Origin of the sequence: Kineosporia sp. A_224 (genome assembly GCF_002198655.1) — a bacterium.
Lineage (GTDB): Bacteria > Actinomycetota > Actinomycetes > Actinomycetales > Kineosporiaceae > R-H-3.
On sequence record NZ_MWLN01000200.1, the window covers coordinates 20,882 to 30,051 of the forward strand.

The 9,170-nt window shown below is 75.2% G+C and carries 11 protein-coding genes; 5 read left to right on the top strand and 6 right to left on the bottom strand.

What is annotated here, in order from left to right; genetic code table 11:
- Positions 1 to 25: 25 nt before the first annotated feature.
- Both EDJALFJO_RS24080 and EDJALFJO_RS24085 read right to left on the bottom strand, forming a co-directional pair.
- Positions 26 to 700: an anti-sigma factor domain-containing protein gene (locus tag EDJALFJO_RS24080; protein WP_088288860.1), complete on the bottom strand. Its 675-nt coding sequence runs from the start codon at positions 698 to 700 to the stop codon at positions 26 to 28.
- Complete coding sequence (locus EDJALFJO_RS24085) at positions 697 to 1,326, bottom strand: RNA polymerase sigma factor (RefSeq protein WP_158220550.1); 630 nt, start codon at positions 1,324 to 1,326, stop codon at positions 697 to 699. Before EDJALFJO_RS24085 ends, EDJALFJO_RS24080 begins: the two co-directional genes overlap by 4 nt.
- Before the next feature lie 188 nt (positions 1,327 to 1,514).
- On the opposite strand from EDJALFJO_RS24085, the gene EDJALFJO_RS24090 reads away from it, so the two are divergent.
- The gene (locus tag EDJALFJO_RS24090; RefSeq protein WP_088288862.1) at positions 1,515 to 2,051 is read left to right on the top strand and encodes a hypothetical protein; all 537 of its coding nucleotides are present in this window, start codon (positions 1,515 to 1,517) and stop codon (positions 2,049 to 2,051) included.
- Positions 2,048 to 2,608 (top strand): DUF6529 family protein, encoded by a 561-nt coding sequence (locus EDJALFJO_RS24095; protein WP_088288863.1) that lies wholly within the window; start codon positions 2,048 to 2,050, stop codon positions 2,606 to 2,608. Before EDJALFJO_RS24090 ends, EDJALFJO_RS24095 begins: the two co-directional genes overlap by 4 nt.
- Here EDJALFJO_RS24095 and EDJALFJO_RS24100 read toward each other — a convergent pair.
- Both EDJALFJO_RS24100 and EDJALFJO_RS24105 read right to left on the bottom strand, forming a co-directional pair.
- Positions 2,583 to 3,362, bottom strand: a complete 780-nt coding sequence (locus EDJALFJO_RS24100; protein ID WP_088288864.1) for a hypothetical protein — start codon at positions 3,360 to 3,362, stop codon at positions 2,583 to 2,585. The genes EDJALFJO_RS24095 and EDJALFJO_RS24100 overlap by 26 nt on opposite strands.
- Positions 3,355 to 3,819: an RNA polymerase sigma factor gene (locus EDJALFJO_RS24105; protein ID WP_233150007.1), complete on the bottom strand. Its 465-nt coding sequence runs from the start codon at positions 3,817 to 3,819 to the stop codon at positions 3,355 to 3,357. The genes EDJALFJO_RS24100 and EDJALFJO_RS24105 overlap by 8 nt, the downstream gene beginning before the upstream one ends.
- Positions 3,820 to 4,061: 242 nt before the next feature.
- On the opposite strand from EDJALFJO_RS24105, the gene EDJALFJO_RS24110 reads away from it, so the two are divergent.
- On the top strand, positions 4,062 to 4,946 hold the full coding sequence (locus EDJALFJO_RS24110) for a hypothetical protein (protein ID WP_088288866.1): 885 nt from the start codon (positions 4,062 to 4,064) through the stop codon (positions 4,944 to 4,946).
- An 18-nt stretch (positions 4,947 to 4,964) separates the two neighbouring features.
- On the opposite strand, the gene EDJALFJO_RS24115 is transcribed toward EDJALFJO_RS24110, so the two are convergent.
- Positions 4,965 to 6,458, bottom strand: a complete 1,494-nt coding sequence (locus EDJALFJO_RS24115) for an NCS2 family permease (RefSeq protein ID WP_088288874.1) — start codon at positions 6,456 to 6,458, stop codon at positions 4,965 to 4,967.
- 193 nt (positions 6,459 to 6,651) lie between these two features.
- Between EDJALFJO_RS24115 and EDJALFJO_RS24120 the strand changes: the two genes are divergently transcribed.
- Complete coding sequence (locus EDJALFJO_RS24120) at positions 6,652 to 7,509, top strand: nicotianamine synthase family protein (RefSeq protein WP_158220551.1); 858 nt, start codon at positions 6,652 to 6,654, stop codon at positions 7,507 to 7,509.
- On the opposite strand, the gene EDJALFJO_RS24125 is transcribed toward EDJALFJO_RS24120, so the two are convergent.
- Positions 7,499 to 7,888 carry a hypothetical protein gene (locus EDJALFJO_RS24125; protein ID WP_088288868.1) on the bottom strand — a complete coding sequence of 130 codons (390 nt, stop codon included), beginning with the start codon at positions 7,886 to 7,888 and terminating at the stop codon, positions 7,499 to 7,501. The two genes, EDJALFJO_RS24120 and EDJALFJO_RS24125, sit on opposite strands and share 11 nt — an antisense overlap.
- A gap of 63 nt (positions 7,889 to 7,951) precedes the next feature.
- On the opposite strand from EDJALFJO_RS24125, the gene EDJALFJO_RS24130 reads away from it, so the two are divergent.
- Positions 7,952 to 9,170 (top strand): YibE/F family protein (locus tag EDJALFJO_RS24130; RefSeq protein ID WP_158220552.1); only part of this gene is annotated, 1,219 nt, incomplete at its 3' end.

A 9,170-nucleotide genomic window follows, 5' to 3' on the forward strand; every position in this document is an offset into this window, starting at 1 on the left:
CGGCCCGTCCGGGAGTCCGGCCGGATCAGGGGCCGGTGCGTCCGTCCAACACCACGATGTCCGACGGCCCGGGTCCTGCGGTCTCGCTCTGCAGCGTGACGAACAGCTCCGGGTACCGGTCGGACGTCACCCCGCTCCACAGGTCGATCGGGATGCCGCCCTTGCGCCAGTGGAACGAGCCGACCGGGACCACGCCGTCCGGCCCGCGCAGCCAGGCGGCGTAGTAGGTGCCGTCCGGCGCGGGCCGGAGCCCGGTGATGTGCAGCTGGATGGCCAGCCCGGCCGACTTCGGCGTCAGCTCGGCGGTGGCGCTCGCGGCGGGTGCGGCGGCCGTGCCGGCGAGCGCGAACTCGGTCGCCGGGCCGCGCGGCCAGAGCACGGCGCCGCCGACCGAGACGACGGCCGCGGCCGCGGCGACCAGCAGCCACCGGCGCACGGGGCGGTGCCCCGTGCGCGTCGGGGGGACGGCGTCTGTCTGCTCCCTGCCCGCCTGGGCCAGCAGCCGGGCGCGGAGCTCGGGCGGCGGCCCGGACCAGAGGGCCTCGTCCGCCAGCCGCCGGGCCACGGAGTCCAGTGCGTCCCGCTCCACGGGGTCGAGGTCCGCCGCCGGCGGCGTCCCGGGGTCGAGGGGCTCCGGCTGCTCGCGGCGCTCGAGGTGCCCGGCCCACACGTCGAGGCGGGGGTCCTCCGAGGGGTTCACCGGTCGCCTCCCTTGACGAGGTGGGCCAGGCTCGCGGCGAGGCGGCGGTGCCCGCGGTGCGAGCGCGACTTCACCGTGCCGACCGGGACGTCGAGGGCCTCGGCGATCTCACGATGCGTCATCTCCTCGAAGTGCGACATCCGGATGATCGCGCGCTCGTCGTCCGGCAGCGCGTCCAGCGCGAGGCGGACCTCCCACGCCTCCCAGGCCTGCTCCAGCCCGGGGAGCTGGACGACGACGTCCTGCTCGCCCGTGTGCCCGCCCTGGGTCGGGCGGCTCTCGCGCCGCAGCACGTCGACGGCGGTGCGTCGCGCGACCGTGAGCAGCCACGGGGCGAGCGGCCGCCCGGGCTCGAAGGTCGCGGCCGCGCGCCAGGCCCGCAGGAAGGTCTCCTGGGTCGCGTCCTCGGCGAGCGCCCGGTCCCGCAGCACCGTCATCGCCACGCTCCAGACGGCCCGCGCGTAGCGGTCGTAGACGGCGGCGAGCGCCCCGGCGTCCCCGGCCCGGAAGGCGTCGACGACCGACGGGTCGAGGCCGGTGCCCGATCCCGTCGGTGCGTCAGGCTCACCGGACGGTGCCACTACGCCCCCGGTCGTGTCGCGGTCGAGGACAAGGGATGCTGCCACACCCTCCGGTACGCAGCGGCCAGGTCGACCGGTTCTCGGGCGATCCCCGGCGGACCTGTACGTGGCAGGCCGTCCGGCCGCTCCTGACTGCGGGCGCCGGCCATCGAGAACCGCACCGGGCCCCCGCCGCGTATCCCCGTCGACACCCTGCCCGCGCCGGTCCCGGCGCACCGACCCCGGAGCACCCCATGAAGCTCAGCGGACCGCTCGTCACCCTGGCCCTCGGGGCCCTGGTCGGCGGCGCCGTGCTCGCGACGAGCTCGGCCGCCGCCCGGCCGGACGCCGTCGTCGCTGCGGCGACCGCCTCGTCCACCCAGACCCCGACAGCCGAACCACCGGCAGCACCGCCGGCCACCGCCGCGCCGCGGGCCTCGGTCACCGACGCCGCTGCGGCGCCGGACAGCGGGTCCCCGCTGTCGGACGGCGAGCTGGCCGCCTACGCCGGCCGGCTGCCCGGCGGCCGGTACTCGCTCATCATGGCGGTGCGCGACGACCGGGTGGTCGCCTACGTGTGCGACGGCGACGAGGTCGAGTCGTGGCTGCGCGGCACCGTCTCCGGCCCGAGCCTGTCCCTGACCGGGAAGAACGGCGAGACCCTCGCCGCGACCCTCGTCACCGGCCGGGCGAGCGGCACCGTCGAGGCGCTGGGCGAGCGCTGGTCCTTCACGGTCTCCGCGGTGGACCCGGCGAGCGTCCGGACCGTCACCGCGAAGGTCGCGCCGTGAGCGGGCCGACGCAGGGCGCCGCGCAGCGCCTCGACCTCGTGCTCGTCCGGCTGGCCCTCGTCGGTGCGGCGGTCGCCGTCGCCCTCGGCGTCTTCGGCCGGGTGCACCCCCCGACCGGGATCGCCGCCCACCTGCCGGGGTTCTCCGGCCCCCTCGAGTCGAAGGTCTGGCTGGCATCCCTCGCCGCGGCACTGGCCGTCGTCCAACTGCTCAGCGCCCTCGCCCTCTACGGCCGGCTGCCCCGGGTCACGGCCCCGGCCTGGACCGGCACCCTGCACCGCTGGTCCGGCCGGGCGGCGTTCCTCGCCACGGTGCCGGTGGCCGTGCACTGCCTCTACGCGCTGGGGTTCCAGGCCTTCGACACCCGGGTGCTCGTGCACTCGCTGCTCGGCTGCGTCTTCTTCGGGGCCTTCACGACGAAGATGCTCGCGCTCACCCGGCGGGGCCTGCCCGGTTGGTCGCTCCCGCTCCTCGGCGGGCTCGTCTTCACGACGCTCGTCGGGCTGTGGCTGACGTCGGCACTGTGGTTCTTCACGACGAACGGGATCCGGTGGTGACCGCGACAGCGAGCGCCTGCTCCCGGGTGAAGTCTCCTTCGAGCCGCAGGGTCACCGCGCCCACGCTCCAGATCAGCGTGCTCGACGCCAGGTGCGCCGCCTCGGTGCGGGTCGTGCCGGCGGCGTCGACGTAGCTGACGTCGTGCGGTGCGGAGATCCAGATCGCGAACGTCCCGTCCGGCAGCTCGACGTACTCCGCCGGCCCGTCGACCGTCTTGGAGAACACCGGGTCCAGGGTTCCGTGGAACTCGTCGAGCCGGGCGCTGACCCCGCCCGGCCCGGCGGGCGGGCGGCCCGGGCCCGGTCCGTAGACGAGCGAGAGCACCCGGCCGGCGTCGCTGACGGTCACCGAGTCCGGGGTGCCGAGCGCCGCCGGGACGACGACCGGGAACCCGACCTGGTCCCGCGCCCGGTCGAGGGCGGACGCCGTCTCGCCGGGCAGCACCTCGGGCCGCCGGGGTGCCTGCGGCTCACCGCGCTCGAGGACGACGCCGAGCACCGCGGCGACCCGGGCGACCGCGGCCTGCCCGGCGGGAGTGAGACCGACGAGCAGGACTGCGGCGACGGCACCGACGGCGACGAGCCGGCGCCGGAGCCGCCGGCCGGGTCGCGGGACGCGGGCGAGACCGCGGCGTGGCTCCTGCGCGAGCCGGGCGAGCACCGCGGGCGCGACGTCCGCCGGGGCCGGGACGTCGAGCTGCCGGCCGAGGTCGACGAGCCGCTCCTCGAGGGTCGCGTCGTGCGCGTCAGCCACGGTGCACCTCCGTCCGCTCGTCGAGCGTCCCGAGCTCGGCCTGCAGCCGTCGCAGCGCGCGGGACAGCCGCGACTTCACGGTGCCGACGGGCCAGCCCAGGGCGACGGCGGTCTCGGCCTCGCTGAGCTCGAGCAGGTACCGGCAGGTGACGGCGGCGCGGTCCCGCTCGGGCAGCGCGCGCACCGCGGCGAGCAGCGCCGTCCGGCGCTCCCCGGCCGCGGCCACGGTGCCCGGGTCGTCGGGGCCGGTCGCGGTCTCCGGCAGGACGGCGACCCGCAGCGCGAGCACCGCCCGGCGCCGCGCCGACCGCCGCAGGTTGCGCGTCTCGTTGACGACGATCGACAGCAGCCAGGGCCGGAACGGCGCGTCGGGCCGGAACCGGCCGAGCGCCCGGAACGCCTTGACGAACGCCTCCTGCACGACGTCGTCGGCGTCGTCCCCGGCGCCGAAGAGCACCGCCGTCCGGTGCGCGACCGGCGCGTGCCGGCGGACCAGCTCCTCGTACGAGGACTGGTCACCGCGCAGTGCGCCCGCCAGCGCGTCGTCGTCCGTCGTCGGTCCTCCCGCCTCCCTCGCCGTCCCGCCTCTCTACACCGGCGAGGCCCCGGGGGTTCCGCTCCTCCCCGGGCCGGTTCCGACGGAACCCACCCGGCCCGAGCGGTGTAGCAGAGCACGTCACGAACCCCGGGAGGTTCATCATGCGCACCCGCCGGACGCTCCGGTCCATCGTCGGACCCGCACTCCTCGTCGGTCTCGTCGCCGGCTGCTCGTCGCCCGGCGCCGGTGCGGGCAGCACCGCACCGGCAGCGACGCCGTCCCGGGCCGCACCCCCGACGATCGCGGTGCTCCCTGCCGGCGTCGTCGGCGCACCCGGCGACCTCGGCCCGCTCGTCCACGTCGCGGCCGACGGCGACCGGACGACGGTCCGCGGCTTCGACCGGACGACCCGGGCGCTGCTCGGCACGGTGGCCGTCGACGGCAGCTGGGTGCTGCCGGTCGTCGTGCCGGGGTCGGGGCCGGACGGTGTGACGACCGGGGGGTCGGTCGTGCTCGCCGAGAAGGCGCCGGCGGCGGGCCGGTCCCGGTTCACCGTGCTGCGCGCGCCGTTCACGCAGCCGCCGCACCTCGTCGACCTCGCCGGGGCGTTCGAGTTCGACGCGCTCTCGCCGGACGGCACGCGCCTCTACCTCGTCGAGCACCTGCCGCCCAAGGGGTCGCAGCACTACCAGGTGCGCTGGTACGACCTTGCGGCCGACCGCCTCGACGAGGCCGTCGTCGTCGACAAGAGCAACATCGGCGAGTGGATGGCCGGCCACCCGGTCTCCCGGGTCACGAGCCTGGACGGCGCGGTCGTCGCGACGATGTACGAACGGTCCGGAGGGGAGCCGTTCGTCCACGTGCTGCACACCAGGGAGATCTACGCGCAGTGCATCGACCTGCCGGAGTCGTTGGCAGGCAGAGGGTTCACCCTCGGAGGCAGCATCGAGAAGGGGCTCGTCGTCACCGACGCGAAGGGCAGGGTGCCGTTCCTGGTCGACCTCACGGACGGCCGGGTCACCCGCGGGCCCGACCCGGTCGGCTGACTCAGTGCGCCCGACCGCTCAGCTGACCCCGAGCAGCGCCTTCACCGGGTCGATCGCGAAGTACACGACGAACAGGCCGGCGCTGAACCACATGAGCGGGTGCACCTCGGACCACCGGCCGCGCACCGCCTTGAGGACCGCGTACATGACGAAGCCTGCGCCGATGCCGGCGGTGATCGAGTAGGTGAACGGCATGACGACGATCGTGAGGAACGCGGGGATCGCGGCCTCGCCGTCGTCCCAGTCGATCGACCGCACCTGGAGCATCATGACGAAGCCGACGACGACGAGCGCCGGGGCGGCGGCCTCGTAGGGCACGATCCGCACGAGCGGTGCGAACACGGCCGCGACGAGGAACAGCACGCCGGTGACGATGCTCGCGATCCCGGTGCGCGCGCCCTCGGCGACGCCGGCGGTCGACTCGATGTACGCCGTGTTGCTCGACACCGAGGCCGCGCCGCCCGCGGCCGCCGCGAGGGAGTCCACGAGGAGGATCCGGTCGGCGTTCGGTGGCACGCCGTCCGCGTCGAGCAGGGCGCCCTCGGCGCCGACGGCGACCATCGTGCCCATCGTGTCGAAGAAGTCGGCGACGATGAGCGTGAAGACGAGCAGGACGGCCGCTGCGATGCCGATCGCTTGGAACGAGCCGAGCAGGCTGAACCGGCCGAGCAGGTCGAGGTCCGGGGTGGCGAGGATCTGGTCGGGCAGGGTCGGGACGTTGAGGCCCCAGCCGGTCGGGTTCGGGTCGCCGGACGCCGTGACGCTCGGCCCCACGTGGAAGACCGCCTCGATGACGATCGCCAGCACCGTCGATACGAGGATGCCGATGAGCAGCGCGCCTCGGACCGCCCGGACGAGCAGCGCCGAGATGACGACGAGCCCGACGAGGAAGACGATCGTCGGCCAGCCCTGGAGCGCCCCGCCCACCCCGAGCTCGACGGGGACCGGCCCGACGGCCGTCCGCCGGACGAACCCGGAGTCGACGAAGCCGATGATCGTGATGAACAGCCCGATGCCGACGCTGATGGCGATCCGCAGGGACGGCGGGACGGCGTGGAAGACGGCCGTCCGGAAGCCCGTGAGGACGAGGACGACGAGGATCAGGCCTTCGAGCACCACCAGCCCCATCGCGTCCTCCCAGGTCATCCCCGGCAGCTTGGCGATGCCGAAGGTGACGAAGACGTTGAGCCCGAGACCGGCGGCCAGTGCGAGCGGGTAGTTGGCGACGACCCCCATGAGGATCGTCATGACCCCGGCGACGACCGCCGTCGCCACGGCCACCTTGGCCTGCGCCGACTCCACGCTCCCGCCGCCGAGGAACGCCCCGGTGCTGTCGGCCTGGGTGCCGATGATGAGCGGGTTGAGGACGACGATGTACGCCATCGTGAAGAACGTGACGACCCCGCCGCGGAGCTCACGCCCCCACGACGACCCGCGCCGGGTCATCTTGAAGTAGCTGTCCAGGCCGCGCAGGGGGGCCGCCGCCGTACCGAGGTCCGTCTGAGATGACATCGTCTCCAGCTCCTGGCCGTCGCAGTTCGACATGTCGCGCCGTCGTAGGAGTGGATCTACGTCGGGTGCGCAGACGTTATCGATATCTTTGCCCGGCCGTCGGTCGAATGATCCACCTGCCATCATCGACTTCAGTCGAGAATGCGTATCATTCTCATTTCTGTGTCGGTGGCCCGGGGGGACGATGGTGCGCATGGCAGGCCCGGCGCGGGGGCTCGCGGGCGCCCTGGCCGACCGGGTCGTGTCGGTCCACGACCGACTCGTCGCGCTCGACGGCCTCGCGCCCTCCCCGCTCGTGGACGGCCTCTTCGCCGACCTCGTCCGGACCTGTCTGACCGCCGAGCCGCGCGCCACGGCCGCTGTCCTCGCCGACGACCGCGTCCGGGCGCTCCGGCACCGGCTCGTCGACCTGTGCGCCCGCGGCGAGACCCAGCTCGAGGCCACGTGGGCGGCCCGGGTGCTCGCGGCGGGTGACCCGGCGGCCGAGGTCGGGCGGTTCCCGTACCTCGCCAACTACGAGGCCCTCACCCGCCTCGAGGTCCACGCCCTCGCGGCCGCGGGCCACGCGCCCGGCGGACCGCACCGGGTCTGCTTCGTCGGCGGCGGCCCGCTGCCGCTCAGCGCCCTGCTGCTGCACCGGACGACGTCGGCGCACGTGCGGGTCGTGGACCACGACCCGACCGCCGTCGACCTGGCGAACCAGGTGCTCGGCGCGCTGGGCGCCGGGGACGGCGTCCGGTGCGTGCCCGCCGACGCGGCGTCCGGCGCGGGGCTCGCCGCCGCCGCCGAGGGCTGCGACCTCGTCGTCGTCGCAGCCCTGGTCGGGCTGACGCGCGAGGGCAAACGGCAGGTGCTCGGCACACTGGCGGGTGTGCTGGCGCCCGGCACGTGGGTCCTGCTGCGCAGCGCCGACGGCCTGCGCACGCTGCTCTACCCGGCCGTCGACGTCGGCGACGTGAGCCGGTGCGGGTTCGTGCCCGAGCTGCTCGTCCACCCGCTCGGCGAGGTGGTCAACTCTGTCCTCGTCGCCCGGCGGGACGTCACGAGATGAGCCGACGACGCAGCCCGAGCGGCAACGACTCGAGCGCGGTGCGCGGCGGGCCGTCGGCGTGCTCGGCGACCCAGGCGGCGACCTGCCCGGCGACGGCCGGGTCCTCGACCCCGGCGAGCACGAGCGGGTCGTGCGCGTCGAGGCTCTCGCCGGTCCGCCAGGCGACCACCCCGACGGCGTGGTCGGCGCCGCGTCCGGCATCGTGGGCGGCCGTGCAGCCCCGCAGGCACCCCGTCGTCACGAGGACCGCGCCGGGCGTCCGCCGGACGACGTCCCGCAGGCCGCGCAGGCCGGCGCCGTCGTGCTCCTCGTGTCGGGTGCCGCAGTCGGTGCCGACGCACAGCACGACGAGCGGTCGGTCGGCGGGGGTCGTCGTCATGGCGGGCCTCCGGTGACGGGGACGGTCTGAAGACCCACCTTATTGAGAATGAGTATCAAAGTCATGAGGAGAGCCGCCACCCACGTGCGGACCCCGGCCGGGGACCGCGTGTCGGACGGCGCACGGCTCGCCCTCGCGGCCGTGCTCGTCCCGGCCGTCGCCCTCAGCGTGGTCGTCATGCTCCTGCTCTGGCCGGTGGGTCCGGTCGGCGACGGGGGCGCGGCGGGCGGGGTCCGTGGGGACGCCGTCGCCGGCGCGCAGGTGCTCTCGGTCTCGGCCCGGGCGTGCGGCGCCGAGGACCTCGGCGTCGCTCCGGTGACGCCCGGCGCGGCCGACGGGTCGTGCGTCGACGCACTCGTGCGCGTGACCTCGGGCCCCGACGCCGGCCGGGAGGTGACCGTCGTCGTCCCGCTCGAGGTCTACCGGGCCGGGGTCGAACCCGGGACCGGCGTGCGGGTCGGCGCGTTCGACGACGGCTACGTCTGGGTGGACGTCGACCGGTCGGCCCCGCTCGTGGCGCTCGCCGCCGTCTTCGCCCTGCTCGTCGTCGCGGTCGGCCGGTTCCGCGGCCTCGCGGCCCTCGCGGGTCTCGTGCTCGCCTACGTGACGGTGCTGGAGTTCGTCCTGCCGGCGCTGCTGCTCGGCGGGAACCCGGCGGCGGTCGCGCTGAGCGCCGCCGTCGTCATCATGACCGTCGTCCTGTACGCCGCCCACGGGTTCTCGGCGAAGACCTCGGTCGCGCTGCTCGGCACGGTCGTCGGGCTCGTCGTCTCGACGGCCCTCGCGGGGTGGGCCACGCGCAGCCTGCACCTCACCGGGCTCAGCTCCGAGGAGAGCCTGTCGGTGAGCGGGCTCACGGGGGCCGCGGACCTGTCGGGCATCGTGCTGTGCGGCATCGTCGTCGCCGGTCTCGGGGTGCTCAACGACGTCACGGTGACCCAGGCGTCAGCGGTCTGGGAGGTCCGGGCGAGCGCGCCGGCGCTGGGCCGGCGAGCCCTGTTCGCCAGCGGCATGCGGGTCGGCCGTGACCACCTCAACTCGACCGTCTACACGATCGCGTTCGCGTACGCCGGTGCCGCGCTGCCGACCCTGCTCCTCGTCACGGTGTCCGGGGTGCCGTTCGCCGACCTGCTCCGCAGCGTCGAGGTCGCCGAGGAGGTCGCCCGCACCTGCGTCGGGGCGATCGGCCTCGTCCTCGCCGTGCCGGTGACGACGGCGGTGGCGGCAGCGGTCGCGGCGACGACGCGGCCGCCGGTCGCGCAGGCCCCTGCGACCTCCACGA

Excerpts from the sequence above, each read along its gene's own strand:
- EDJALFJO_RS24110 (WP_088288866.1), top strand. The coding sequence starts at position 4,062 with ATGCGCACCCGCCGGACGCTCCGGTCCATCGTCGGACCCGCACTCCTC.
- EDJALFJO_RS24115 (WP_088288874.1), bottom strand. The coding sequence starts at position 6,458 with ATGTCATCTCAGACGGACCTCGGTACGGCGGCGGCCCCCCTGCGCGGC.
- EDJALFJO_RS24120 (WP_158220551.1), top strand. The coding sequence starts at position 6,652 with ATGGCAGGCCCGGCGCGGGGGCTCGCGGGCGCCCTGGCCGACCGGGTC.
- EDJALFJO_RS24090 (WP_088288862.1), top strand. The coding sequence starts at position 1,515 with ATGAAGCTCAGCGGACCGCTCGTCACCCTGGCCCTCGGGGCCCTGGTC.
- EDJALFJO_RS24125 (WP_088288868.1), bottom strand. The coding sequence starts at position 7,888 with ATGACGACGACCCCCGCCGACCGACCGCTCGTCGTGCTGTGCGTCGGC.